At 62.6% G+C, this 23,317-nt stretch carries 25 protein-coding genes and 1 pseudogene; 16 read left to right on the forward strand and 10 right to left on the reverse strand.

Annotated elements, in window-relative coordinates:
• Positions 1–8: 8 nt before the first annotated feature.
• Entirely contained in the window at positions 9–398 is a 390-nt protein-coding gene (locus tag PSH87_RS11820) for a DUF2946 domain-containing protein (RefSeq protein WP_017735800.1), read from the reverse strand.
• A gap of 93 nt (positions 399–491) precedes the next feature.
• Between PSH87_RS11820 and PSH87_RS11825 the strand changes: the two genes are divergently transcribed.
• The 3 genes from PSH87_RS11825 (at position 492) to PSH87_RS11835 (ending at position 3,934) form a co-directional block, all read left to right on the forward strand.
• The gene (locus PSH87_RS11825; protein WP_017735799.1) at positions 492–929 is read left to right on the forward strand and encodes a DUF3995 domain-containing protein; all 438 of its coding nucleotides are present in this window, start codon (positions 492–494) and stop codon (positions 927–929) included.
• Positions 930–1,025: 96 nt separating this feature from the next.
• Positions 1,026–3,524: a TonB-dependent siderophore receptor gene (locus PSH87_RS11830; RefSeq protein WP_305433759.1), complete on the forward strand. Its 2,499-nt coding sequence runs from the start codon at positions 1,026–1,028 to the stop codon at positions 3,522–3,524.
• Between the two features lie 80 nt (positions 3,525–3,604).
• Positions 3,605–3,934 (forward strand): hypothetical protein, encoded by a 330-nt coding sequence (locus PSH87_RS11835; protein WP_305433761.1) that lies wholly within the window; start codon positions 3,605–3,607, stop codon positions 3,932–3,934.
• Positions 3,935–3,939: 5 nt separating this feature from the next.
• Here PSH87_RS11835 and PSH87_RS11840 read toward each other — a convergent pair whose 3' ends face one another.
• A complete protein-coding gene (locus PSH87_RS11840) occupies positions 3,940–4,839 on the reverse strand; it encodes a LysR family transcriptional regulator (RefSeq protein WP_017735796.1) in 900 nt (299 codons plus the stop codon).
• Positions 4,840–4,946: 107 nt separating this feature from the next.
• On the opposite strand from PSH87_RS11840, the gene PSH87_RS11845 reads away from it, so the two are divergent.
• The 3 genes from PSH87_RS11845 to PSH87_RS11855 all read left to right on the forward strand — a co-directional run bounded on the left by PSH87_RS11845 (position 4,947) and on the right by PSH87_RS11855 (position 7,264).
• Positions 4,947–6,056: an AbrB family transcriptional regulator gene (locus PSH87_RS11845; RefSeq protein ID WP_305433762.1), complete on the forward strand. Its 1,110-nt coding sequence runs from the start codon at positions 4,947–4,949 to the stop codon at positions 6,054–6,056.
• Between the two features lie 499 nt (positions 6,057–6,555).
• Complete coding sequence (locus PSH87_RS11850) at positions 6,556–7,002, forward strand: GNAT family N-acetyltransferase (RefSeq protein WP_305433763.1); 447 nt, start codon at positions 6,556–6,558, stop codon at positions 7,000–7,002.
• A 4-nt stretch (positions 7,003–7,006) separates the two neighbouring features.
• Positions 7,007–7,264 (forward strand): hypothetical protein, encoded by a 258-nt coding sequence (locus tag PSH87_RS11855; RefSeq protein WP_305433764.1) that lies wholly within the window; start codon positions 7,007–7,009, stop codon positions 7,262–7,264.
• 269 nt (positions 7,265–7,533) lie between these two features.
• On the opposite strand, the gene PSH87_RS11860 is transcribed toward PSH87_RS11855, so the two are convergent.
• Positions 7,534–8,478 carry a sensor domain-containing diguanylate cyclase gene (locus PSH87_RS11860; RefSeq protein WP_305433766.1) on the reverse strand — a complete coding sequence of 315 codons (945 nt, stop codon included), beginning with the start codon at positions 8,476–8,478 and terminating at the stop codon, positions 7,534–7,536.
• 244 nt (positions 8,479–8,722) lie between these two features.
• On the opposite strand from PSH87_RS11860, the gene PSH87_RS11865 reads away from it, so the two are divergent.
• Entirely contained in the window at positions 8,723–8,971 is a 249-nt protein-coding gene (locus PSH87_RS11865) for a DUF1652 domain-containing protein (protein ID WP_017738546.1), read from the forward strand.
• Here PSH87_RS11865 and PSH87_RS11870 read toward each other — a convergent pair.
• Positions 8,968–9,108 (reverse strand): hypothetical protein, encoded by a 141-nt coding sequence (locus PSH87_RS11870; RefSeq protein ID WP_177325352.1) that lies wholly within the window; start codon positions 9,106–9,108, stop codon positions 8,968–8,970. The genes PSH87_RS11865 and PSH87_RS11870 overlap by 4 nt on opposite strands.
• Positions 9,109–9,332: 224 nt before the next feature.
• Here PSH87_RS11870 and PSH87_RS11875 point away from each other — a divergent pair, with 224 nt between their 5' ends.
• From PSH87_RS11875 to PSH87_RS11900, 6 genes and pseudogenes are all read left to right on the forward strand, one after another.
• Positions 9,333–9,644, forward strand: coding sequence for a YXWGXW repeat-containing protein (locus PSH87_RS11875; protein WP_017738548.1), 312 nt, complete (start codon positions 9,333–9,335; stop codon positions 9,642–9,644).
• A gap of 37 nt (positions 9,645–9,681) precedes the next feature.
• Entirely contained in the window at positions 9,682–10,260 is a 579-nt protein-coding gene (locus tag PSH87_RS11880; RefSeq protein ID WP_017738549.1) for an RNA polymerase sigma factor, read from the forward strand.
• Positions 10,257–10,687 (forward strand): annotated as a pseudogene (locus PSH87_RS11885) (hypothetical protein). Before PSH87_RS11880 ends, PSH87_RS11885 begins: the two are co-directional and overlap by 4 nt.
• Positions 10,684–11,145 carry a periplasmic heavy metal sensor gene (locus PSH87_RS11890; protein WP_017738551.1) on the forward strand — a complete coding sequence of 154 codons (462 nt, stop codon included), beginning with the start codon at positions 10,684–10,686 and terminating at the stop codon, positions 11,143–11,145. Before PSH87_RS11885 ends, PSH87_RS11890 begins: the two are co-directional and overlap by 4 nt.
• Positions 11,146–11,358: 213 nt before the next feature.
• Positions 11,359–12,339: a Gfo/Idh/MocA family protein gene (locus tag PSH87_RS11895; protein WP_305433768.1), complete on the forward strand. Its 981-nt coding sequence runs from the start codon at positions 11,359–11,361 to the stop codon at positions 12,337–12,339.
• A 36-nt stretch (positions 12,340–12,375) separates the two neighbouring features.
• Complete coding sequence (locus PSH87_RS11900; RefSeq protein ID WP_305433769.1) at positions 12,376–13,005, forward strand: ribonuclease T2; 630 nt, start codon at positions 12,376–12,378, stop codon at positions 13,003–13,005.
• Here PSH87_RS11900 and PSH87_RS11905 read toward each other — a convergent pair.
• Entirely contained in the window at positions 13,002–13,439 is a 438-nt protein-coding gene (locus PSH87_RS11905) for an Rrf2 family transcriptional regulator (protein WP_026137019.1), read from the reverse strand. The genes PSH87_RS11900 and PSH87_RS11905 overlap by 4 nt on opposite strands.
• 147 nt (positions 13,440–13,586) lie before the next feature.
• Between PSH87_RS11905 and PSH87_RS11910 the strand changes: the two genes are divergently transcribed.
• The gene (locus PSH87_RS11910) at positions 13,587–14,471 is read left to right on the forward strand and encodes an NAD(P)/FAD-dependent oxidoreductase (protein WP_305433772.1); all 885 of its coding nucleotides are present in this window, start codon (positions 13,587–13,589) and stop codon (positions 14,469–14,471) included.
• Here the strand turns inward: PSH87_RS11910 and PSH87_RS11915 are convergent.
• Positions 14,461–15,159: an SDR family oxidoreductase gene (locus PSH87_RS11915; RefSeq protein WP_017738556.1), complete on the reverse strand. Its 699-nt coding sequence runs from the start codon at positions 15,157–15,159 to the stop codon at positions 14,461–14,463. The two genes, PSH87_RS11910 and PSH87_RS11915, sit on opposite strands and share 11 nt — an antisense overlap.
• 106 nt (positions 15,160–15,265) lie before the next feature.
• Between PSH87_RS11915 and PSH87_RS11920 the strand changes: the two genes are divergently transcribed.
• The gene (locus PSH87_RS11920) at positions 15,266–15,700 is read left to right on the forward strand and encodes a helix-turn-helix domain-containing protein (protein WP_017738557.1); all 435 of its coding nucleotides are present in this window, start codon (positions 15,266–15,268) and stop codon (positions 15,698–15,700) included.
• 96 nt (positions 15,701–15,796) lie between these two features.
• Positions 15,797–16,384 (forward strand): LysE family translocator, encoded by a 588-nt coding sequence (locus tag PSH87_RS11925; RefSeq protein WP_017738558.1) that lies wholly within the window; start codon positions 15,797–15,799, stop codon positions 16,382–16,384.
• Here PSH87_RS11925 and PSH87_RS11930 read toward each other — a convergent pair.
• From PSH87_RS11930 to PSH87_RS11945, 4 genes are all read right to left on the reverse strand, one after another.
• Positions 16,326–17,210, reverse strand: coding sequence for an AraC family transcriptional regulator (locus tag PSH87_RS11930; RefSeq protein ID WP_017738559.1), 885 nt, complete (start codon positions 17,208–17,210; stop codon positions 16,326–16,328). The genes PSH87_RS11925 and PSH87_RS11930 overlap by 59 nt on opposite strands.
• A 62-nt stretch (positions 17,211–17,272) precedes the next feature.
• Entirely contained in the window at positions 17,273–19,552 is a 2,280-nt protein-coding gene (locus tag PSH87_RS11935) for a hypothetical protein (RefSeq protein ID WP_305433774.1), read from the reverse strand.
• A gap of 140 nt (positions 19,553–19,692) precedes the next feature.
• Positions 19,693–20,742: a hypothetical protein gene (locus PSH87_RS11940; RefSeq protein WP_305433776.1), complete on the reverse strand. Its 1,050-nt coding sequence runs from the start codon at positions 20,740–20,742 to the stop codon at positions 19,693–19,695.
• Between the two features lie 110 nt (positions 20,743–20,852).
• Positions 20,853–23,315, reverse strand: a complete 2,463-nt coding sequence (locus tag PSH87_RS11945) for a TonB-dependent siderophore receptor (RefSeq protein WP_305433777.1) — start codon at positions 23,313–23,315, stop codon at positions 20,853–20,855.
• Between the last annotated feature and the right edge of the window lie 2 nt (positions 23,316–23,317).

Genomic DNA, 23,317 nt, shown 5'->3' on the forward strand with positions numbered 1-23,317 from the left:
CGAAGGGATCAGGCGACAGCAGGTGGCGCACGCGGGTGCGCCGTGGGCCAGGTGAAGCGGGCAGGGATGTCAGCGGCCAGCACCACGGCAGGTGGTGGCGCATGGGGTTGGGGCAATACCGCCACATTCAGGCTGGAACTGAGGGCCGGGCCCATGCCGCCGCTGGAGCACAGCGGGCAACCGAACGCCTTGGCCAGGGTCGGCAGGCTCTCATCCGTGGAGTTGGCAGGGGCGGGCGCCTGGGTGCGCGGGTCCACCGTACAGAACTGGCCGCCGATGCCGTTGAGCTGCATGCCGACCATCTGCCCGTGACCGATGCTGCAGGCGAACACATTGAACAGGACGCAGCAGTAGAGCATCCAGGCAATGAGTGAGCGGTCGGTGCGGGCGAATTTCATGGGGCGGCACTTTACCATCAGCCGCCGACGAAATGCCTGCAAAAAAACGCAAGGCGACTATCCTCTTTCGGACTTTTCCAGGGAGAGCCAGCCATGAGCTTTGTCATTGCGCGATGGATCGTCGGGGTGTTTACCTGCATCAGCATGGTCCACCTTTACTGGGCTGCCGGTGGCAAGCTCGGCAGCCTCGCCGCCATCCCCCAGCTGCCCGGCGAATTTGCCCGTGGGCCAAGGCCGGCGTTCAAGCCTTCGGCTCTGGGCACCTTGCTGGTGGCACTGGGCTTGGTGGCGATTGCGTTGCTCGTGTGCCTGCGCGCCGGTTTGTACTTTAGCGCGGTGTCCCATGGCGCGTTGCAGTGGGGGATCAGCGCGATAGCCCTGGTCATGTTTGCCCGGGCGATTGGCGATTCGGAGCTGGTGGGTTTTTTCAAGAAGGTCGGTGGTTCGCGGTTTGCCCGGCTGGATACGTATTTCTATTCGCCGCTGTGTTTGGTGCTGGGGGTGGGATTGCTGGTGGTGGCGTGGGGTTGAAAACACACCCGCGCAAATAAAAACCGCTCTCATCCTTGCCCGAACTGGCGAGCTGCCCGTCATGGTTAATAGACCCTCTATTACCCAGGACTTCCCATGTCGCTTGCCCGTCCCCTGCACCCACTGGCCCTGTCAGTGGCGATGGCTTTTGCTGCTGTGCCGTTGCTGAATACCCCATCCGTTTGCGCCGCCGAGAGCGCCAGCAGCGTGCGCGGTTTCTCGATTCCCGCTGGCGATTTGAGCCAGGCCCTCAATAGCCTCGCCGAGCAGGCTGGCCTGGTGCTGGCGTTCGATGCCGGCCTCACTCGCGGCAAACACAGCAATGGCTTGAGCGGGCAATACGCCACCGATGTGGCATTGAACCAGTTGCTCGCCGGCAGCGGCCTGCAAGCGCTGAAGCTCTCCGCCGACCGCTATCGCCTCGAAGCCATCCCGGATAACGGCGCGGCCATGGAGTTGCAGGCCACCACCATCAGCGGCGCCTATCAGAGCGAAAGCCCGACCGGGCCAGTAGCCGGTTACGTGGCCACCCGCAGCCTGTCGGGCACCAAGACCGACACGCCGATCATCGAGACCCCGCAGTCGATCTCCATCGTCACCAAAGACCAGATGCGCGCGCAGAACGCCGAGAGCCTCAACCAGATCCTGCGCTACAGCACGGCCGTGGTCCCGGAAACCCGTGGCGCCACCGCCTCGCGTCTCGACCAGTTGACCATCCGCGGTTTTTCGCCCGCCACTTACCTCGATGGCCTGCGCATGCCGTCGAGCCGCGACGCATTGCCGCAAAAAGACGCCTTTGACCTGGAGCGTGTCGAAGTCCTGCGTGGCCCGGCCTCGGTGCTGTACGGGCAGGGCACGCCCAGTGGTGTGATCAACATGGTCAGCAAGCGCCCGTTGGACACACCGTTTCATGAGGTGGGCGTGGAGTACGGCACCTTCGACAAGAAGCGCACGACCTTCGACCTGAGCGGCCCGATGGATGACCAGGGCGTGTATTCCTATCGCGTGGCCGGGCTTTTCGACGATGCCGACGGGCAGGTGGATCACACCGAAACCCGCCGCCAGGCCCTGTCCAGCGCCTTCACCTGGCGCCCGGATGACGATACCTCGCTGACCTTGCTCGGGCATTTCCAGAAGGACCCCAAGGGCGCGTCCTACGGCTCGGTGCCGGCGTGGGGCTCGGTGCTGCACAGCCCGACCGGGCACGATATCGATGTGGGTTTCTATGATGGCGAGAAGAACTTCGAGAAAAGTGACCGCGAGTACTACTCCATCGGTTACGCCTTCGAACACCGCTTCAACGACGTCTGGACCGTGCGCCAGAACGCGCGTTACCTGCGCAGCGAAGGCCAGTACCGCAGCCTCTACAGCAACTACCTGATGACGGACTATCGCACCATCCGCCGTTCGACCATCGCCAGCGATGTGAACATGGACGCCTACACCCTCGACAATCAGCTGCAGGCCAAGTTTGATACCGGCCCGTTGCAGCACACCGTGTTGATGGGCCTCGACTACCAGAACACCAGCACCGACACCAAGTCCGGCTCGGGCGTCTACACCGCCGGGCCGACCCTGGATATCTTCAACCCGGTGTACGGCGCGGCGGTGCCGGTACCGGCATACACCACCGACGGCACCTCGCGCAGCGAACAGACCGGCGTGTACCTGCAAGAACAGATGAAGTGGGACAAGTGGGTACTGCTGCTGGGCGGGCGCTATGACTGGGCCAGCACCGATAACAGCACCCAGACGATCAGCACCGGCGCCAAGAGCAAGTCGTCCCTGGACAGCAAGGCCTTCACCGGCCGCATCGGCCTGGTCTATCTGTTTGATAACGGCCTGGCGCCGTATGCCAGCTACTCGGAGTCGTTCAACCCGCAGTCGGGTACCGGCTACGGCGGCTCGGTGTTCAAGCCGACCGAAGGCAAGCAGTATGAAATCGGCATCAAGTACCAGCCGCCGGGCAGCAACAGCTTTATCACCGCGGCGATTTTCGACCTGCGCCAGAGCAATGTGCTGACCACCGATCCAGATCCAACCCATCTGTGCGGCACCGGTCGCTGCCAGAGCCAGGACGGCGAAGTGCAATCCCGTGGTTTTGAACTGGAAGGCAAGGCCAGCCTCAACGACAACCTGGATATCACCGCGGCTTACGCTTACCTGGACAACCGCATCAGCAAGTCCAACAGCACCGTGCGCTATGCGCCCATCAGCGACATCGGCGTAGGCCCGGCCATCGCCGCCGAAGGCACCACCACCTACGCCGTGCCTCGCCACACGGCGTCGGCCTGGGCGGACTACACCTTCCATGATGGCCACCTCAAGGGCTTCGGTGCCGGCGCCGGTGCGCGTTATGTCGGCTCGTCCTGGGGTGATACGGCCAACACCCTGAAAGTGCCGGGCTACACCTTGTTCGACGCGGCGGTGCACTACGACATCCCGAACATCACCAGCCTCAAGGACAACCTGCGCCTGGCCCTCAACGCCACCAACCTGGCGAATAAAGAGTACGTCGCATCGTGTTATTCCTACTCGTGGTGCTGGTATGGCTCACAGCGCACGCTACAAGCGAGTGCCACCTATCAGTGGTGATAAGGCACTTTAATGGCCCCTGTGTAACAAAATCCTCGGCAGAATCGCTTTTATTTTCAGGTGGTTAGTTGGGGATGTTAATGCGCTCTGTTGGAATCATGCTGATCGCCTGCTCACTGGCAGGCGGCGCGGCTGCCGTGCAGGCACGGGAGCTGCGCGAGGGTGACAAGTACATGTGCAGCTGGGGCGCGGGCACTGCCGCCAGGGCCCAGGAATTGAAGCTGTCGGGGGTGTCGTTGTATGCGGCGCGGCAGAAGATCCAGACGATCAAGTTCAACAAGTCGTGGATGCGCATGATGGCCATGGGCATCACCGAACAGACCTATGACAGTCGCTCGCGGCTCAAGCCCGAAGCGATCCGCCAGAGTTTTTACCAGGATTGCGTGCGCTACAAAGTGGCGCGCAAATAGCCGGTTCAGTGCGACAGCGGTGAGCTGGCGTCTTCCTGGAAATACACCTTCGCCGTTTCAATAAACCGCCGATTGGCCTGGGACAGGTATTCGCTGCCCCGCCAGCACAGGTTGAAGTGCATGAACTGCGCGGGTTCGAACGACACCCCGGCCAAGCCGGGTTCCTGTTCCTGAACCGAGCGCAGCAGGGTGGACAGCCCCATGCCACTGCGCGTGGCGGCAATCACCAGCGGCACGAAGTTGCTTTCCAGGGCGACGTTGAAACGCACCCGGGCATTGCTGCAAAACGCATCCAGCAGGTGACGTTGCAGGAAGGTGTTGTCGAACACCAGCATCGGTTCACCCCGCAAGCGCTCTGCCGCGACCGAGCCGGCGCTCGCCAGCGGGTGCTGCTCATGCATGCATAGCACCATCTCATCGCTGCCCAGCAATACCGAGTGCCAATCCGGATCGACGCGCCGCGACTCCAGCAGCGCCACATCAATATCCCGTGTTGCCAGGCGCGCGCTGATGTCATCGGCACTGCCTTCCACCACGTGCATGGCAATGCCCGGGTAATGCGCGCGGAACTGCATCAGCAGCTCAGGAATATGACGGATGCCGTACATCGGCGGGATGCCGACGCGGATTTCGCCGCTGTGCAAGTGCGTCAGGTCCTGTAACTCTCGACGGGCACCGGCCAACCCTTGCAGGCAGGCTTCGGCGCGGGCGAGGAACAACTGGCCTTCGGCCGTTACGCTGATCTGCCGCGTGGCGCGGTTGAACAGGGCCACCCCCAGCTCATCTTCCAGGCGGCTGACCGCCATGCTCAGCGCCGGCTGCGCCACATGCAGGGCCTGCGCGGCCTTGGTAAAGCTGCCTTGGCGGGCAATTTCCACGCAGTATTCCAGGGCTTTCAGGTTCACGAGGGCTCGCATAACAAAGAGTGATGGGTTGCTTCACAAATGGATATTTTTTGTGATGATGGACAGTCTATAACCTGTCGGCATTCTTCTCCATGCCGGACATCATCATGACCCTCAACCTTCGCCAATATTGGCTTGTCACCCTGATTGTCGGCGCCTTGGGCGGCAGCCTTGCGCAGTGGGCCGACTGGCCGTTGCCCTGGGTGATCGGCTCATTGCTGGCGGTATTGATCAGCCGATGCGGCGGCGCGATGGTTCCGCAAATTCCCCATGGGCGCGAAGCCGGGCAGTTGATTGTCGCCGTGGCCATTGGCTGCCATTTCACCTTGCCGGTGATGCAACAAGTGGTCGCGCACCTCGGGTTGATCGTCACGGCGGTGCTGCTGACGCTGGTGCTGGCATTGGGTTCGGTGGGGCTGCTGCACCGCTGGGGCGTGGCCTTTGGCACGGCATTTTTTGCGTTGATGCCGGCCAACTCCACGGAGATGGTCCACCTGGGCCGCCAGCGCCAAGCCGACCCCGGTTTGATCGCTGCCGCCCACAGCCTGCGCCTGTTGCTGATCCTGCTGGCAGTGCCAGCCGTCGCGACCTTTGGCTTGGCGCCTACCGCTGCCCCCGCGCCATTGCCGGTGATCTGGCCCTGGCTGATCTTTATCCTGGGCATCAGCCTGCTGGCAGCGATGGGGTTCAAACGCTGCAACCTGCCCAATCCCTGGACCTTTGGCCCGTTCCTGATTTGCGCCGTGGGCGTCGCCTGCAACAACTTGTCGATGAGCATGCCCGGCTGGCTCAGTGGCGCTGGCCAGCTGCTGATCGGCTGTGCATTGGGCGCGGCGTTTGACCGCAGCTTTTTCCGCCGCGCCCCGGGTTTTCTCGCCAAGGTGCTGGTGTTGCTGAGCGGCTCGATAATCGCCACTGCGCTGGTGGCGTGGGCATTGGGGATGTGGCTGGGGATGCCGTGGCTGTCGCTGGCCCTGGGCATGATGCCCGGCAGTGCGCCGGAGATGAGCCTGACCGCCGAGGCCTTGGGGTTGGCCGTGACGTTGGTGACGGCGATGCAGGTGATGCGCATGCTGCTGATCCAGGCGGCGTGTTTGCCGTTGTATCGGCTGCTGAGCTGCTCTTGGATAGGCAGAGTGAGCATTGCTGCTGGACCTGTGGCGAGGGAGCTTGCTCCCGTGACGGACTGTCCTGCGACCGAGTCTCACCGGATGTAAATCGGTTCAACTGTGGGAGCTGGCTTGCCTCTGCGATAGCTATGTGTCAGGCGCTGAGGCTTTTTTGGCCGGAGTACATATCCGTTATTTAGGTAACTGCTGATATTGGTTCCGCCCTTACGGCGGCTCACTTTTGAAGAGCGCAAAAGTAAGCAAAACGCTCTTGCCCCACCACTCGGCACCTCGCCTAGGCTCGGTGTGCCCGAACGCAGGCTTGAATCCGTGGGCCGCCGCCACGCGCCATCCATGGCGCGAGGCGGCTAACCCGGCGTCCTGCCGGGTTACCCACGGATTCAAGCCTGCGTTCGGCCAGCGTGGTTGACGGGGCGCCTAAGATCAAAAGCCAAATCAAAAGCCAGAGCCAGAGCTTCGGGTTTTGTCAGGTCCAGTCGTTGTGTAGATACCAAACCTGTGACCCTCTAGCGAGGCGGTTTACAAAACCACGACAATTGCTGTGTTTCTATTTGCATACAATTGCGCCCTTCAAAAGGAGGCAACTATGCAAGCCCTTATTCGAGCCGCGACTCAGTATGACGTCGAGAGTCTCTTCACGCTGCGCACCTCGGTTGTACAAAACCATTTGAGTGTCGAGCAGATGGCGGATCTGGGCATTACGCCGCAAGTGCTGGCCGACAGTATTCGCCAAGCGCCTTGTGTATGGATGGCTGAAGTCAACGGCCAGCCTGCGGCCTTCTCGATGATTGACCTGGCCGCAGGCGAGGTGTTTGCGATGTTTGTGTCGCCGGCCTACGAGAACCTTGGCCTGGGGCGCCAACTGATGGCAGTCGCCGAGGCGGCGTTGTTTGAACACCATGAAACCCTGTTCCTGATAACGGATGGGCGTGACGAAATCCGCGCCAACGGTTTCTATCAACGGCTGGGCTGGACGATGGTTGGCTCTGTCGAGGGCGACGACGTACGTTATGAGAAGAGCAGGGCGCGGTAACGCCATGTCCGCGCCAGAGACGTCGCCCTCTAACAGCCTGCGCCACTTCGCGGTCGGCGTGCTGTGTGTCGCGGTGCTGTTGGGCGGTTACTTCATGCATATCAACGCCAACGCGGATCGCCAGCGGGCCGAGGCGGCTGAGCGGTTGTTGCTCTGCCAGCAGGTGGAACGTATGGCCGGTGCCGCCGCGTCCGGTGGCTTGAAACTGGGCGACAGTTGCGAGAGCAATCGTCGTGAAGTGTCAGGTCGGATGAGTCAATAACCATCTTTTATAAGGGGGAATATAAGACGCAAGTATCCCCTTACTTGCACCAAAAAGTGGCACTCATATACCCGGCCACCTTAAAAAACATGTGGTTATTGAATGACTTACGGCTGTTTTAATCCGACGAAAGGATGGATTTTTACTTGTTACAGCTTTTTACAATCGCTACTATAGCCGGGCGTTCACCTCCCACGGTTTATGCATTTTTAAATCCCAAGTTTCCATCAGCTACTTGGGATTTTTTTTGCCCGCGATTTGACCCGGCGTCAAACTTCAATAGCGGCAAACTCCGCGCGCATCCGGCCATTGCGTTTGGCCTGGTACAGCAACTTATCGACCTGTTCGACAAACCCCAGCATTGCGCTGCTGGGTGTCACGGTGTGGGTGCCCACGCCGAGGCTCAGGCTCAGCCATTTCGAGACCGGGGAAAACCCATGTTCGATCTGCTGCTGACGTATCAGATGCAGGCAGCGTTGCGCGACGAGTTTGGCCGATGCGGCGTCCGTTTCCGGCAACAGCCACACAAACTCTTCACCGCCGATGCGCGCGATGAAGTCCCGTGGGCGGTTGGCCGCTTGTGACAGGGTGTGTGCCACTTGGCGCAGGCATTCGTCGCCCTTGATATGGCCGTAGTGGTCGTTGTACTGCTTGAAAAAGTCGATATCGAGGATAATCAACGACAGGGGCAATTGGCTGCGCTGGGCGCTGGTCCATTCGCGCTCCAGCACGGTGTCGAACATGCGTCGGTTGGCGATGCCGGTGAGGCCGTCCTGGAAGGAGTATTCCTCCAGTTGTTTCTGCAGGCGGATCAGGTGTTCTTCGGTCTTCTTGCGTTCGCTGATATCGAACATAAAGCCAATCAGCGCTTCGACTTCGCCGTCCTTGCGCACCACATGCACCACATCGCGGATCCATACGTAGTCGCCGTTCACCGTCAGCGCGCGATAGTCGGCCTCGTGGTCCACGCCGGCGCGGGATTGCGACACGCAGAAATTCACCACGTACTCGCGATCATCCGGGTGCATGCGTTCGACCCAGTCATCCACGCTGACCCAGCTGTGTGGCGTCCAGCCCAGCAGCGTTTCGATCTGCGGGCCGATATAGCTGAAGGTCATGGTCTGCCAGTCGATGCGCCAGGGGATGGCCTTGGTCGATTCCAGCAGGGTTTTGTACACATCGCTGTCGGGCTGGCTCGGGGGGACGATGCTCATGGGCGGCTGCTCGGGAGGTGGCGAAAAGCCAAGAGCGTCTGGTGATCGCGGGTGGGAGTCAAGCCTTCGCCGTGGTAGCAGACGAGAGGTCGTGTGCTGGGTTTCTGACGCCAGCGGGCCAGCGTTTTTCGGGCAAAATGCGGCGTGGCTAACACTTTTGCATTAATTCTCCAGATGCGCCCAAACCTCAACTACTCTGGTCGAATCCAACCAGCAGGGTAGAACCCAGGGACGGGGGCTTATCATGATTTCCATCATCGAACTCAATCGCATCATGGCCGTGGGTTTTCTGCCACTGGCCTGCGACTGCACCCTTAATGGCGACGGCTCGCTACGCATCAGCGTGTTCGAGCCGGTGTCCGGGCGCGTCGACCTGTTGCTGACCCGCGTGTCGCCCGAAGGTCTGGACAGCATCCGCTCCATCTCAAACCTGATTGGTGAGCTGCGCACCGAGATCAAGGCCGGGCGCCGGGGTTTTGCGGCGGTCGGTTAGCTGTTGACGGTGTCTGTGGTGGTTGTGACCGCGCCGTAGTAGCGCCAGCAGCAATGGCGGTGTTCGGGCAGGATCACGCAGCCGCTGAGGCTGGCGATCAGCAGGGCGGCAACCAGCATGGATAGGCGACGGGACATGGTATTTCCTCTGGGTGTGTGCGGCGTTATTCCTTTAACGCACTCGGCCGCCTAAATCCGTCGCGCGCCTTTCAAACATTTCATCCAGCGCTGCCATCCCCTGGGCAATACTGCCCTTCACGCACTTGCGGAACAATCTGCGCACCCTCGCGACGGATTTTCCGGCACCCGCCGTTCAATCCATCAGCCGCGGACATTTTCGTCCGCCGCATGAAGGAGTTGCCATGAGCACACTGGCCCAATTGCGCTATGCCTTGCTGGTCCCGCTGGTTTTTGCGGCGCTTGTCAGCACCCCGACGTTTGCCCAGACCGAAGTCATCATTCGTCAGGCGCCGCCGGTGGAGCGTGTCGAGGTGATCCCCGCCGGGCGCCCGGGTTACGCCTGGGACCGTGGCCATTGGGGTTGGCAGCGCGGCGCCTATGCCTGGGTGCCGGGGCACTGGCAGCCGGTGATGCGCAATGCGCGCTGGCAGCCGGGCCACTGGGAATCCCGTGGCCCCAACTGGTACTGGCGTGAAGGCCGTTGGATGCGTTGAGACCTGCTACTTAGCCTGCGGACCGAGAATTAGCCGATTGAAAGACACTGATCCGGACGTTGAGCTGCTGGCGCGTATCGGCAACAACGAGCCTGCGGCCGTCAACGAAATGGTGACGCGCAAACTCCCGCGTTTGCTGGCGCTCGCCAGTCGGATCCTGGGGGATGCCGACGAGGCCAGGGACGTGGCCCAGGAGAGTTTCCTGCGGATCTGGCGCCAGGCGGCCAACTGGCGCGCCGGGGAGGCGCGCTTTGATACCTGGTTGCACCGGGTGGCGCTGAACCTGTGCCGGGACCGTTTGCGCCGGCGCAAGGAGCGCCCGCTGCACGAAGATGAGGCGCTGCAACTGGCCGACACCGCGCCGTCGCCCGACGAACACCTTGAAGCCGCTGACCGCAGCGCGCGGATGGCGGCTGCGTTGGCCGCATTGCCCGAGCGCCAGCGCGAAGCCATCGTGTTGCAGTATTACCAGGAGCTGTCGAACATCGACGCCGCGGCCTTGATGGAGATCAGCGTCGAGGCACTGGAGAGTCTGCTGTCGCGGGCTCGTCGCCAGTTGCGCAATAGACTTGCCGACACACCAGGGCTTGCCCGCCCAGGAAGGGAAAAACCATGACGCCCGAACGATTCGCCTATTTGGCTGATGCTTATGGAGCCAGCCTGCATCGCTGGCCTCACGCTGAACAGGCGCCAGCCCAGGCCCTGCTCGACAGCGGCAACCCCAGCGCCCGCCAGGCCTTGCACGAGGCCGCTGGGCTGGATACGCAACTGGACGGGGCACGCCGTGCTACAGACCGATCCGGTGCTGGTCCGGCAGATTCGCCAATCCGCACCGCGACGGGCGTCATTTCTGTCGCGGCATGCCAGTTGGCTATCACCCGCCGGCCTGGTGGGCGTGGGCATTGCCGGCATCGCCGCCGGGGTTGGTGGCTTCGATGAGCGTGCCGCTGCCGATGCTGTCCTCCGAAGTGCTGCCCAGCGTCTTCGATCAGGGGGATGCGGAAGTGGTGTTTAGCGTTAACGCCGAGGAAACCGAACAATGACGACCAAGTCCCTTAAACCGTGGTTGGCGGTATCGGTGTTGCTCAACGTGTTTTTGATCGGTGGCGTGGGCGGTGGTCTCTACCATTGGATGGCGACGGCCAAACCCGTCGAAGCCATGGTCAACCAGCATGGCTTGCGCCAGGCGATGTTCAAGTTGCCGCCTGATCGCCGCAGGGAACTGCGCTACCTGTTGCGGCACAATCGCGCCGACAGCCAGCCGTTGATCATGGCCGGACGCGAAGCCCGGCTTGGGGTGATCCAGCAACTGCAGGCGCCGACACTGGACCGTGACGTATTGGTGGCTGAGTTGGCCAAGGCCCGCGCAGCCGATATGGCCTTGCGCGCGCTGGTGGACACGACGCTGGCACAGTTCGCCACTACGTTGCCCCAGGATGAGCGCCAGCAGCTCGTGGAAGCGTTGTATGTGCGCGGGCAGGCCAAGACAGGGCGAAAATGAAGGCTGCAGGTGACGGAAACGGGTGCTAGCAGTCGACTATTTCATTACAAGGTTTTGCAGTCCGATATTCACCCTCGGGGCTCCAACACGGGAGGTACAGGGGGCGCGAGGGTTGCGCTTCTGCACGCGGTGATTGTCAGGTTACGCGCTTGTGGCGTGGGCCTCGGGGGATGTGGATACTGCGCCCTTGATGAAAACGCACAAGGTAAACAGATGAACACCGTCCGTTGGGGCATGATCGGTTGTGGCAGCGTCACCGAGTTGAAGAGTGGTCCCGCTTTCTACAAAGTGCCCGGTTCAGCCTTGGTGGCTGTCATGGGGCGTCGTGAAGAGGTCGTGCGCGATTACGCCGCACGCCATGGCATTGCCCGCTTCTACACCGACGCCCACGCGCTGATCAACGACCCTGAAGTGGACGCGGTGTACATCGCCACGCCGCCCGCCAGCCACCTTGAGTACAGCCTGATGGTGGCGGCGGCCGGCAAGCATTGCTGTGTCGAGAAACCCATGTCGATGAATGCCGAGCAAAGTGCGCTGATGCAACGCACCTTCGAGCGCGCCGGCTTGCATCTGTTCGTCGCCTACTACCGCCGCTCGCTGCCGCGTTTCCAGCAGGTGCGGGATTGGCTGCGGGAAGGGCGCATCGGCGAGTTGCGCCACCTGACCTGGACCCTGTGCAAACCGCCTGCCGCCGAAGATGCCAGCGCAGCCAACTGGCGCACTGACCCGACGATTGCCGGTGGTGGCTATTTTGCCGACCTGGCGAGCCATGGCTTCGACCTGTTCCAGTATCTGGCGGGGGACATCATTGAAGTGGCCGGCTTTACGTCGCGCCAGGAGGGTCGTTACGCCGCCGAAGATGCAGTGACCGCCAGCTGGCGTTTCGCCTCGGGTGCACTGGGCATGGGCTGCTGGAATTTCGTCGCGGACCGCCGTGAAGATCGTGTCGAGTTGATTGGCAGCCGCGGCCGTATCGAGTTTTCAGTGTTCGACGAGCAACCGTTGCGGCTTGCAGGCGAGACAAACGAGGTGCTTGAGGTGCCTTGTCATGCCCATATCCAGTGGCATCACGTGCAGGGCATGAACGCGCATATCCGCGGTGAGGCGGAGCATCCGTCGTTGGCCATCGAGGCGTTGAAGACCGACCGGATCCTCGACAAGGTGCTACAACGTAACCCCCATCATCCCGGGTAGGCGCAATAGGGTGAGTTTTTTCAAGGAAGCCGACAAATGAAATACTGGATGGTGTTGTGGCTGGTCATGGCCACAAGTGCAGCCGCCGCCCCGCGTAGCCAAGGGACGCCGGGGGAGTTTGATTTTTATGTGCTGTCGCTGTCGTGGTCACCGACGTTTTGCCTGACGCACCCGGACAACGAGCAGTGTTCGGGCAAAGGCTATGGTTTTGTGCTGCACGGTTTGTGGCCGCAGTACGCGCGGGGTGGCTGGCCGGCATCATGTGCCCCGCAGGCACGGTTGACCCGCGAGGAAATGAACAAGGGCGCGGCGCTGTTCCCGACCCGTGCGCTGCTCAAGCATGAATGGGCCAAGCATGGCACCTGTTCCGGGCTTGCGCCGTTGGACTACCTGGACAAGACCGACGAGGCGCTCGGCGTGGTCGTTATCCCGCCGCAGCTGCAGCCGTTCAATACCCCGCCTGCGTTGCCGGCCCGTGAGATCGAGGCGCTGTTTCGCGAGAGCAACCCGCGCATGGGCAACCATGGCCTGGCGGTGATCTGCAAGGGCAAGGTGTTGTCGGAAGTGCGCGTGTGCCTGACCAAGGACCTGGCGTTCGCCGGCTGCCCGCGCAGCGTGAAGAGCACCTGCCGCGAGGGCGATATCCGCATTCCGGCCCAGCGCTAAGGCAGCATTGCTACACGATAGCGCTCATCGAAGTCCTCGGCCAACTGCGCCAGGCTGACATCGCCCAGGCGCTGCAACAGCAGGGCCTGGGCCTGTTCGAAGGCGTCGGTCAGGGCGGCGTTCACCGCCTGTTCCACCAGGCATTCCGGGTGGTCGGTGGACAGGCCGATGGCAAAGATCGACGGTGTGCCCAGGGCGCGGTGAATATCCAGCAAGGTGATTTCACTCAAGGGTTTGCCCAGCGTCCAGCCGCCCTGGTGGCCCTTTTCCGAGCGTACATAACCCTTCTCCTTGAGCAACCCGAGCGTGCGCCGCACGACCACCGGGTTGGTGCCGAGCATCTGTGCGATGGTCTCCGAGGTCGCGCGTTCTTCATGGCGGCCCATATGGATCAGCACGTGCAGCATGCGCGAAAGCCGGGTGTCGTTTCTCATCAAAAAACCTCAGGGTCGATTCGCTGCGAAGTATCGTTCGTAACCTAAAAAGTTGCGAGACTTTTGACGCTGTATTTTCATGTAACTTATGGTGTGCCGTGATAGCGCAAGGACCCCCTGGCGCAGAAAAACACGGAGGCACCCATCATGCTGTATGACGTCATTATCGTGGGCGGCAGTTATGCCGGCCTGTCTGCGGGCCTGCAACTGGCAAGGGCGCGGCGCAAGGTGCTGGTGATCGATGCGGGGCAGCGACGCAACCGGTTTGCCGCGACTTCCCATGGTTTTCTCGGCCAGGACGGCCAGGCGCCCGACCTTATCGCCGCCGAGGGGCGCAGCCAACTGATGGAGTACCCGACAGTGAGCTGGGTGCAGGACAGCGTACTCAAGGCCCATGGCCAGGCGGACGGGTTTCGCGTCAGCACCCAATGCAACGGCGAATTTGACGCCCGCCGCCTGATCCTCGCGACCGGTGTGGTGGACGAGCTGCCCGCTGTCGAGGGCCTGCAGGAGCGCTGGGGCTCGCGGGTGTTCCATTGCCCCTACTGTCATGGTTATGAGCTGGAACAAGGGCGCATCGGCGTATTGGCCAGCTCCGCGCTGGCAATGCATCACGCGCTGATGCTGCCGGATTGGGGGCCGACCACGTTGTTCACCAACGGCATGTTCACCCCGGATGCCGAGCAACGGGAGCAGTTGGCGCGGCGTGGCGTCAACCGGGAAAGTGGCGCGGTGCGCCGCATCAGCGGTGAGCGTGCCGATGTGGAGCTGGAAGACGGCCGGGTTTTCAGCCTGGATGGCCTGTTCACGCTGCCGCGCACGCGAATCAGCCCGCTGGTCGAACAGTTGGGCTGCGCAAGGCTCGATGGCCCCACGGGCCCTTATGTGGACACCAACGAAACCCGCCAGACCTCCGTCCCCGGCGTGTTTGCCTGTGGCGATGCGTCCCTCGCCGCCGGTTCCGTGGCGTTGGCAGTGGCCGAAGGCGTGCGTGCCGGGGTGGGCACGCACGTGTCCTTGATCAATGGCTGAGGTACACCGGGCTGTCGGTGGACAGCGATGCCTTCACCCCGTGACTGGTGTCGCTGACCAGCACTTCTTCGCGGTCCTCGGCCAGGGCTTGCAGGGTCAGTGCGACCACTTCCTGGGGCGTGCTTTTCGGCGCCTGCACCTCGGCGACCATGTCGGTGTCGATGTAGGCGGGGTGCACGCCGATGACCAGGGTGCCCTGTGCGCGCAACTCGCCGCGCAGGCCGTTGGTCAAGCCCCACTGGGCGGACTTGGACGTGCTGTAGCCACCCGTCCCCGGCGGGCTCAGCCAGCTCAGTACCGAGAGGACGTTGATCAGCGCGCCGCCGCCCTGGCCGGCAAGGATCGGTGCGAACGCGCGGCTTACGCGCAAGGTGCCAAAGGTGTTCACGTCAAAGTGCTGCTGCAGGTTCTCGACACTGTCTTCGGCCAGCAACGAGCCGTACTGGAGAAAGCCCGCGTTGTTGATCACCACGCTGACGTCGCGGCACTGCTGCGCGGCGTGCTGCACGCTGGCGGCGTCGGTGATGTCCAGGGCGATCGGCGTGCTGCCTGGAATGTCCACGCTGGCAGGGTTGCGCGCGCCGGCGTAGACCTTGGCCGCGCCGGCTTCGAGCAGCGCAGTGACGAACGCTTTGCCCAGGCCACGATTGGCGCCGGTGACCAGTACCACTTTTCCACGAATGTCCATGCTGAACTCCACGCTGCGAATTAGGTTTAATGATGAAACCGTTTTTATCCTGAGCGTACTGGTCCTATAATGCAACCATATTTTCCCGACGGCCGGAGGCCCGACAATGAAACGCAAATGCCTGGAAGGCGATGGCTGCCCGGTGGCTCGCGCCCTGGACGTGGTGGGCGACTGGTGGACGTTGCTGATAATCCGCGACGCGTTTGCCGGCGTGACGCGTTTCGGTGATTTTCAGAAGCACCTGGGCGTGGCCAAAAATATTCTGGCCACGCGGCTCAAGGACATGGTCGAGCAAGGCTTGCTGCAAACCCTTGAAGTCGGCGCGCGCAGCGAGTACCAGCTGACCGACAAGGGCCGTGCGCTGATGCCGGTACTGGTGACCCTGGCGCAATGGGGCGAGGCCCACACCGAACCTGAGTGGGGCGGTACGCGGCTACTGGATGCGCGCTCGCTCAAACCGTTGCGCAAGGTTGAGATCCTGTCCGAGGATGGCCGGGTACTAGGTCTCGACGATATCGTCACCCAGGTGCCAGCGCCTTAGACGTGAATGCCCCGAGGGGCATTTTGTGCAATACCGCCCGTGACGCGCCCTTTACCGTGACGCCATCTTCTGCGTCATGACAAAAAGGGAATCGCAATGAGCTTGATCATCTCCATGGCCGCCTTCGCCCTGGCCACCTCTATCACGCCGGGACCGGTCAACGTGGTCGCCCTGAGTACCGGGGCGCGCTTCGGTTTCGCCGCCAGCCAGAAACACGTGTTTGGCGCCGCTGCGGGTTTTACCTTGCTGCTGGTGTTGATCGGCTTGGGGCTGCATGAAGTACTGGTGCGTTGGCCGCTGTTGACGCAGTTGATCCAGTGGGGCGGGGTCGCCTTCCTGCTGTACATGGCCTGGAAGCTGGCGATGGACGATGGCCGGCTCAATGCCGAGGGCCGCGCCACGGCACCCTCGATGCTCTATGGCGCGATCATGCAATGGCTCAACCCCAAGGCCTGGCTGGCGTGTGTGGCCGGGATGGGCTTGTTTGTCGCAGATGGCGACGCGCGCCAGGTGTGGCTGTTTGCGGCGCTCTATCTGGTGATCTGCTACCTGTCAGTGGCGTGCTGGGCCTATGCCGGCACCTTCCTGCGTCGCTACCTGGATAACCCTCAGGGTGTGCGTGTGTTCAACCGCTCAATGGCCGCGTTGCTGGTGGCCAGTGTGGGTTATTTGCTGATGGCTTGAGCACGTCGCGGTACTGCCCGGGCGTCGCGGCGAAATGCTGTTTGAAGGCCCGTTGGAAATGCGCCTGGTCGGCAAACCCTGCGGCCAGGGCCACATCGGCGATCAACTCGCCCTGGCGCAGTTGCGTGCGGGCAAACTGGATGCGCTGGTTCACCAGAAAAGCGTGGGGCGTGAACCCGTAGTACTGCTTGAACGCGCGGATCAGGTAAGACGGCGACAGCTCGGCGGCGAGGCAGATGTCCTCCAGTTTCAAGGCTTGGGTGCACTGCGCGCGGATGTATTCGGCGGCCCGTTCCAGCTTGTGGTTGACCTCGCGCAACGGCGCTTCGGCGGGGTTGAGGCGCTGTTGGACTTCACTGAAGTAACTCACCAGCGCGCTCTGTTTATGCAGGTGTTCGGCATGCTCGTCCACCAGGATCGCGTACAGTTCGAGCAGGCCGTCGTACAGCACCGGATCACGGGTGTAGGGCGTACTGAACGCTCGGTAGCCCTGATCGGTACTGAAACCCAACTGGTACTGCAGGTCGGTCAGCCAGGGCGTATCGAGGTACAGCATCTGATAGGACCAGTGCTCATTCTGGATCGGGTTGCACGCGTGCACATCGCCGGGGTTCATCAGCACCACCGTGCCGGCGCTGATCTCAAACGTCTCGACACCATAGTGGTAGTAGCTGCGCCCGTGGGTCACCGCGCCGATGGAAAAATGCTCATGGGCGTGCCGGGTATAGGTGACCTTGCGTCCGTCGGCGATGGTGCGCGCCTCGATAAACGGCAGCGCCGCATCACGCCAGAAACAGGGGGCCGCCGGGCTTGCGGGCGAGGACATGGCGCAGTGCTCCAAAAGAACCAGTGCGTAGACTCATCTATAACCGGCCGTTGTTCAAGGCTTCAGTGGGTGGCGAGTATGACCTCGCGCAGGTACTCGGCCCAAGGGTCTTCGTCGCGACTGACCTGTTCCAGCGTCTGTACCTGCGCCGCGCTTTCCTTCAGTTTGGCGGCGCCTTGCAGGTAGTGGCGCTCGACGATGATTTTCACCACGGCACGGGAGCGCGGTGAGTCCAGGCTGCGTGGAATACGGTGGCCGTCGGCGTCCGCTTCCGGCAAGGTCCCGACGGCGGGCAGCAGATCGTCGAGGCGGCGGATGCGGACGCCGGGGGCATGGCTCACAGCGCTCACGTCGATGGGTTGGACGCCCGAGGCATAAGCCGGCCAATCGAGCGCCAGGCTGGAGACAGCCTGATCGGGCGAATCCGCCGCCGCTACCAGCGTGTCGTAATCCAGGTCATGACGCGCGCGAATCAGCAGGTGCTTGGGGAAGCATTCATACACACGGCGGTCGCGGTAGAAGCTGGCGCAGACGATCAGGCCGAAGGTCCCGACAGCTCCGCTGCCGTCGCGCAGGGCAAAAAATTCCACCTTGCCGAACTCCAGCGCCTCGCGCCAGGGCAATGTCAGCCCCGGCAAGGCATCCAGCAGGTAGTCGGTCAAGGCGGTCTGCAGGCGGAGCAGGTGCTCGTTGAAGGTTTGCGCAAACAGCGAACTGAAGGCGTTCAACTGGTCGAAGCGCGGCGCCAGTTCGCGGTACTTGATGCGTTTGTCGCTGGAGTGCCAGCGCTGCGTCGTCACCTGCAGCTCATTGGCCATATACAGGTCCACGAAGGAATATAGATTGCCCTGAGGGGCGTCGTCGGGCCAGCGGTCCTCGGAAATTTCCGAGTCTTCCGGTAGCTCAATCAGTATCAGCTCATCCAGCAACGGGGTCTGCGGGTAGACCTTTTCCAGGGCTTGCAGGGCCAGGGCGCGCCGGCCCGGTAACGGAGCGGCAAAGGCCTCCATGGCGGTGCGCAACCGTGCGCGCAAGGCGTTGAGCGCGGCAATCGCGGCATTCGTCTGTTCGACACTGTAGCGTTGTTGGCGCGGCAACAGGCCGTTGGTCACGGCCCACGCCTGGATAGCCGGGGCGGTCAGGGGGGCTTGCAGAAAGCGGGCCCACTTGCCATCGGGTGGCAGATGGGCCAGGTACATGATCTCGGCGTAGGAAAACTGGCGCGCCGCGCCGGGCATCCGCTCTTCCAGGTAGATTGTGTATTGCTGGAACAGTGCCCATGTCTGGGTCGCCAGGTAGGGCAGCGAGTCGGGTATCTCACGCACCAGCAGGTGTGGCGCGCGGCCACAGAACATCAAGTGCGTGGCCAGGGCGGCCTGGCCAGGGTCGAGGCGTGTGAAGCTGTTTTCCAACTGCTGGCGGACGAAGGCCGCCGACTCTCCCCAGAAGAACGTGCCGGTCCAGTCCAGGCGATTGATACGCGCAGGTTGGGTATCGATGTCCGGGTCCAGGCTCAGAATCAGTGCAGCCCATACCAACGCACTGCGGCTCGCGTGGCCGCTGGTCTCGATCGCATCGACGCCGTGCCGTTGCAGGTCCGAGGACAGTTTGGCGGCCAGTTGCTGGGCCCGTGGCGACGCGATCAGGCGGATCATCAGCAGGTCGGCCTCGGCGCGGATATCCACCGGTGACTTGCCTTCCAGCACCGGTTGGGCGAGGTAGCCGAACAGATGGGGTTCATCTTCGGGAAGCCACGTGCGACTGACGGTAATTGCCCGTTGCCGGTCGGTATCGGACAAGGTCCAGGCAATCGGTTGCGCCTCCAGGGCCGGCGAGAGGGCGCGCCAGTAGTCGTTTTCTTTCAAGCGCAACGGCACGGTGATCGTCAGGCGTTGTGCGGCGAGGCGTGCGTCCTCCAGGGTGGCCGGCAACTTGTGCCCGTACAGCAGCAGCGCCTGGCGCAGGCTGACCGCGTCGTTGGTGCGCAGTTGCCCGCCTGAACGGATGGCCAGCGGCAGCAACTTGCGCAGCATGGCGCTGAGTTTTTTGTCGGCCAATACCTCGGTGGTCAATGAGACCCACTCGCCCTCCAGGTTTCGGCCGGCGAGGCCGGTGTCCACATTGAGCAAAATGTGGCTGTCGGGGTCGATGTGCAGCTTTTGGCGTATCGCGACAAACTCCGGCTGGCTCGCAAGGGTTTGCAGGGCCTGGCGGCCCGGCGCCAGGGTCGTGGGGACGTCATCTTCGTCGACCGTGATAATCGCATCCAGCCCCCGGGGGCCTTTCAAGGTGCCGTGGCTGATGGCGTTGTACAGCCCCCTTGCGCATGGCGTGGCGGTCATTGAGAAAACCCGCGTGCAGGCTGTAGTCAAAGCGCTCGCGCAGGCTGCGTGCGTCGGCGAAGAGCGTGGGCACCGGCGGCATCGGCCATTGCCGCAGGCGTACGACCAGGCTCGCCAGCGCTGTTTGGGTGAGGGGGCGTTCAATGTTGTACGCCTTCAAACACGCGGCGATGCTCAGGCTGTGATCGGGGGTAGATGTCCGTGCCCAGCTTGGTGGCGAGCCGGCTCAGGATCTCCCAACGGGTATGGGGTGTTTTCGGGCGCAGTTCGCGGCTGCGGATTTCCCCCGCTTCACGCCTGGGTAGCACTTGGACCACCTGTTTGAGGTGATCGTAGTAATACTCCGCGGTCGCCGCTTGCAGGCCCTCGACGATGTTGTCTTCGACGATCACCTTCAGCCGCTGGGCGGCTTCCTTCAGCGTGCGCGCCAGCAGTGAGTCTGACGTCAGGTGCAGGCGGGTACGAAACAGCGCGAGGCTGTCGAATCGACCCAGGGCTTGCAGCGCGTCGGCCAGCTGTTGGTAGTCGAGTCGCTGCTGGGTGCGTTCTGCATGGATCAGCGAGCGGCTTTTGCCCGCCTCATCGATTGCGGGAAAGGCTTGGGCGGTCTGCAGCTCGTCAATCATCAATTGCGCTTGCAGGCGGTTTTCGGGGATGGGATAGCCGTAGAAGGCCAGGACCCGATCCAGGGGCAGGGTGCGCGCGATGTTGTCGATGCGCTCGCCAACGTACGCCATGCCCAGTTCGGCCGGGTCCAGCAGTTGGCTGACGAACACCAGCACGCTGGACACCTTCCACCACCCTGAGGCGTCGGCGAGGGTAAAACGGTAGAGGGTGCGCTGGCCGAGCACTTTGCCTTCAAGGGTGCCGTTGTGGATGCGTAGCGTGGTGAAATCCAGGCGCCGGCGGTCCGCCCAGTCCAGCAGCTCTGACTGATTGAAGGCCTTGCGAAACACTTCGGCCCACTGCCCCAGCAGCGACAACTCGGACACGATGGTGGGGTGGGTTGGGGCGGGAAGCGCCTGGTCGGGTGGGGTGTTCAGTGCGATCAGCAGTTGGTCGATCAGCTCCTTGTCGCCTTGCTTGGGCAGGTCGTCGCGCAGGCTCAGCACCAGGGCCGAATAGCGGGTGCTGGCTGACGGGCTGGAAAAATCATCGGGGGAGCGTTTGCTAATGCGTGGTCCATCCATGGGACAGCCTCCTGTCGTGGCGTAAACCCCATGTTTGCGTCAATGGGGTGCAGGCTGACAGCAGGCGGTTCAGCGGATGCCGTGGCGGCTCTCAGCTACGGCTGTAGGCGTTAGAAGTCCCAGCGCGTGGCCAATTGCAGGCTGCGCGGCTCGCCGTAGAAACCGGTGCCGAAATTGCCCAGGCCCGTGTAGTACTTTTTATCGAACAGGTTCTTCACGTTCAGCGTGGTGCTCAGGTGCTCGTTGAAACGGTAGCGGGCCATCAAGTCCACCAGGTAGTAGCTGTCCTGGGTGATGCGCGCGTAGTCGCCGCCGTTGACGCTGTCACTCGGGTCGGGCTGGAACACGTTGCCAAAGAACGCGCTCTGCCAGTTCACGCCGCCGCCCACGGTGACGTTGTCCAGGGCGCCGGGCAGGCGATAGGAACTGAACAGGCGCACCACCTGCTGCGGCGTGGTGGTTTGCAGTACCGAGCTGTACACGTAGCCGTCATCGGCATCGCGGGTGTGCTGGTAGGTGTAGCCGGCCGAGACGTTCCAGCCGTCCAGCACTTCGCCCGACAGCTCGGCTTCAAAGCCCTTGGTGGTGGCGCCGGCAATTGCGCGGTATACCGAGTCGGTATCAAACCCGGAAACGTATTGGGCGACGTTGTCCTGTTCGATGCGGAACACGGCGAAACTGGCGTTCAGGCGGCCATCGTAGAACGCGGCCTTGAGGCCCGCCTCGTAGGTGTCGCCTTCCACCGGATCGAGCAGCTTGCGGTCGGCGTCCTTGCTGGTTTGCGGGCGGTAGATCTGGGTGTAGCTGGTGTAGGCCGACCAGGTGTCGTCGAGGTCGTAGACCAGGCCGGCGTACGGCGTGACTACGCCGCTCTGCCGATAGGTGGTGCGGTTGTCGGCTTTGGTCGGGTCGTAGAAGTCGGTGCTGTCGGTGCCGCTGAAGTTGTTGACCCGTGCGCCGAGGATCACCGACAGGTCATCGGTGGGCTTCAGGCGCGTGGCCAGGTACGCGCCGGTCTGGCGTTGCACGATGTCGTTCTGGCCGCTGCGGGGGATGTCCGGCTTGGCGTACTCGCCGTGCCAGTCGAAGATGCTGCCACCCACGCCGGGGTAGATCGAACCGTACACCGGCACATCCTGTTTCGAGCGGGTGGCCATAAAGCCCAGGATCAACTCGTGCTCGCGCCCCAGCAGGCCGAAGGGGCCGCTGACGTTGATGTCCAGGGTGTTTTGCACCTGGTCGCCCTTGTACTTGCCCATGAACATGTACATGCCGTCGCCCGTCACGGGGTCCGGGTTGCCGCCGCTGGCGGAGGCGAGCAGGGTGTCATGCTGGCTGCGCTTGCGGTCGAGGCTGACTTTGAGCGACCAGTCGTTGGCCAGTTTCTGTTGCACGGAGGCAAAGATAGTCTGGTTGGTGAAGTCGCGGCGGCTCCAGTCGGCGGCGGGGTTGAACGAGCGCGAGAAGTTCGTGCGCGAGCCGTCGCTGAAAAACATCGGGAACCCGGTCCAGGTGGCGCCACGGGAGCGGGTGTTTTGCTGGTCGATGCCAAAGGTCAGCAGGGTGTCGGGCGTGAGGTCCGCTTCGAGGATGCCGTAGGCGATGTCCTTGGCGTTCTGGTAGTGGTCCAGGTAGGACTGGCGATCCTGATACACGCCGACAAACCGCCCGCGCACATTGCCCGACTCGGTCAGCGGTCCGGAGATATCGCCTTCGGTGCGGTAGTTGTCCCACGAGCCAAAGGTCTGTGTGACCGAGGCCTTGAAGGCGGCGGTGGGTTTTTTGCGGATCAGGTTGACCGTGGCCGACGGGTCGCCGGAGCCGCTGAGCAAACCGGCGGAACCCTTGATGATTTCCAGGTGGTCGTACACCGCCATGTCGGTGCTGGTGGTGCCGTAGTCGTACACGCCGTCGTAGGTCGAGTTGACGCCGTCGTACTGGAAGTTGGTGATCGGCAGGCCGCGCCCGGAAAACTCCCAGCGCTCGCTGTCGTAGTTCTGCACGCTGATGCCGGGGGCACGGCGCAGGGTGTCGGCGATGCTGTTGGAGCCTTGGTCATCCATTTGCTGGCGGGTGATCACGGTGACCGACTGCGGGGTTTCGCGCATCGACAGCGGCAGGCCGGTGGCCGAGGCCATGGACCCGGTGGTGTAGGAATGGCTGTCTTCGGTGATGGCGCCCAGTTGCTCGCCGGAAATCGTCGTGGCGCCCAACTCCAGCGCGCCAGTGTTGGCCGGGATCAGTTCAAGCACGTAACCGTTGTTGCCTTGGGGCAGCGCCTGCAAACCGCTACCTTGCAACAGGCGCTGCAAGCCGCTGGCTGCGGTGTAATTGCCATTCAAGCCGGGGCTGGTCTTACCGGCGGCGAGGCTGTTATGGCCGGCGATGAAAATGCCCGATTGCGCGGCGAAGCTGTTCAACACACTGACCAGAGAGCCGCCGGCGATGCGGTAGTTGCGCGTGGCGTGCTGTGTGACGTCCGGCTCGGCGGCGTACGCCGTGGGGACGCCGAGGCAAAACAGTGAGGTGGCCAGCGCCAAGGGGCGCAGCGCGAAACGAGCAGGTTGCGACATGA

Origin of the sequence: Pseudomonas sp. FP453, assembly GCF_030687495.1 — a bacterium.
Classification (GTDB): domain Bacteria; phylum Pseudomonadota; class Gammaproteobacteria; order Pseudomonadales; family Pseudomonadaceae; genus Aquipseudomonas.

Excerpts from the sequence above, each read along its gene's own strand:
- PSH87_RS11820 (WP_017735800.1), bottom strand. The coding sequence starts at position 398 with ATGAAATTCGCCCGCACCGACCGCTCACTCATTGCCTGGATGCTCTAC.
- PSH87_RS11825 (WP_017735799.1), top strand. The coding sequence starts at position 492 with ATGAGCTTTGTCATTGCGCGATGGATCGTCGGGGTGTTTACCTGCATC.
- PSH87_RS11830 (WP_305433759.1), top strand. The coding sequence starts at position 1,026 with ATGTCGCTTGCCCGTCCCCTGCACCCACTGGCCCTGTCAGTGGCGATG.
- PSH87_RS11835 (WP_305433761.1), top strand. The coding sequence starts at position 3,605 with ATGCGCTCTGTTGGAATCATGCTGATCGCCTGCTCACTGGCAGGCGGC.
- PSH87_RS11845 (WP_305433762.1), top strand. The coding sequence starts at position 4,947 with ATGACCCTCAACCTTCGCCAATATTGGCTTGTCACCCTGATTGTCGGC.
- PSH87_RS11850 (WP_305433763.1), top strand. The coding sequence starts at position 6,556 with ATGCAAGCCCTTATTCGAGCCGCGACTCAGTATGACGTCGAGAGTCTC.
- PSH87_RS11855 (WP_305433764.1), top strand. The coding sequence starts at position 7,007 with ATGTCCGCGCCAGAGACGTCGCCCTCTAACAGCCTGCGCCACTTCGCG.
- PSH87_RS11860 (WP_305433766.1), bottom strand. The coding sequence starts at position 8,478 with ATGAGCATCGTCCCCCCGAGCCAGCCCGACAGCGATGTGTACAAAACC.
- PSH87_RS11865 (WP_017738546.1), top strand. The coding sequence starts at position 8,723 with ATGATTTCCATCATCGAACTCAATCGCATCATGGCCGTGGGTTTTCTG.
- PSH87_RS11870 (WP_177325352.1), bottom strand. The coding sequence starts at position 9,108 with ATGTCCCGTCGCCTATCCATGCTGGTTGCCGCCCTGCTGATCGCCAGC.
- PSH87_RS11875 (WP_017738548.1), top strand. The coding sequence starts at position 9,333 with ATGAGCACACTGGCCCAATTGCGCTATGCCTTGCTGGTCCCGCTGGTT.
- PSH87_RS11890 (WP_017738551.1), top strand. The coding sequence starts at position 10,684 with ATGACGACCAAGTCCCTTAAACCGTGGTTGGCGGTATCGGTGTTGCTC.
- PSH87_RS11895 (WP_305433768.1), top strand. The coding sequence starts at position 11,359 with ATGAACACCGTCCGTTGGGGCATGATCGGTTGTGGCAGCGTCACCGAG.
- PSH87_RS11900 (WP_305433769.1), top strand. The coding sequence starts at position 12,376 with ATGAAATACTGGATGGTGTTGTGGCTGGTCATGGCCACAAGTGCAGCC.
- PSH87_RS11905 (WP_026137019.1), bottom strand. The coding sequence starts at position 13,439 with ATGAGAAACGACACCCGGCTTTCGCGCATGCTGCACGTGCTGATCCAT.
- PSH87_RS11910 (WP_305433772.1), top strand. The coding sequence starts at position 13,587 with ATGCTGTATGACGTCATTATCGTGGGCGGCAGTTATGCCGGCCTGTCT.
- PSH87_RS11915 (WP_017738556.1), bottom strand. The coding sequence starts at position 15,159 with ATGGACATTCGTGGAAAAGTGGTACTGGTCACCGGCGCCAATCGTGGC.
- PSH87_RS11920 (WP_017738557.1), top strand. The coding sequence starts at position 15,266 with ATGAAACGCAAATGCCTGGAAGGCGATGGCTGCCCGGTGGCTCGCGCC.
- PSH87_RS11925 (WP_017738558.1), top strand. The coding sequence starts at position 15,797 with ATGAGCTTGATCATCTCCATGGCCGCCTTCGCCCTGGCCACCTCTATC.
- PSH87_RS11930 (WP_017738559.1), bottom strand. The coding sequence starts at position 17,210 with ATGTCCTCGCCCGCAAGCCCGGCGGCCCCCTGTTTCTGGCGTGATGCG.
- PSH87_RS11935 (WP_305433774.1), bottom strand. The coding sequence starts at position 19,552 with ATGACCGCCACGCCATGCGCAAGGGGGCTGTACAACGCCATCAGCCAC.
- PSH87_RS11940 (WP_305433776.1), bottom strand. The coding sequence starts at position 20,742 with ATGGATGGACCACGCATTAGCAAACGCTCCCCCGATGATTTTTCCAGC.
- PSH87_RS11945 (WP_305433777.1), bottom strand. The coding sequence starts at position 23,315 with ATGTCGCAACCTGCTCGTTTCGCGCTGCGCCCCTTGGCGCTGGCCACC.